General features: G+C 39.3%; 1 protein-coding gene. It reads left to right on the top strand.

All coding sequences use genetic code 11. From position 1 onward, the window contains the following. The coding region (locus AOA60_RS33465) for a hypothetical protein (RefSeq protein ID WP_218240795.1) at window positions 1-191 on the top strand (191 nt) is incomplete at its 5' end. Window positions 192-229: the final 38 nt, after the last annotated feature.

The following is a 229-nucleotide window of genomic DNA, read 5'->3' as shown; positions in this document are numbered from 1 at the left end:
ATTACGAGGAGATTGATGGACTACGCGCAAAGGCACTGTATAGCGCCATCGATAAGCTTGTAGAAGAGCAAAAAGGGAGATATGAGCTCATGGACGACGAATTTTTTTTCGAGAAGATTGATACCAATGCATACGATGGACACTATTGTCAGATGGAATGGTTTGCGCCCATAAGACTGAAATATTCTTAAAATGATCAAAAAAGTTCATAGAACGTACAGCTATATTG

Source organism: Pseudomonas sp. 2822-17 (genome assembly GCF_002742485.1).
GTDB lineage: Bacteria > Pseudomonadota > Gammaproteobacteria > Pseudomonadales > Pseudomonadaceae > Aquipseudomonas > Aquipseudomonas cyclaminis.
This window is presented reverse-complemented; position numbering and strand designations above follow the sequence as displayed.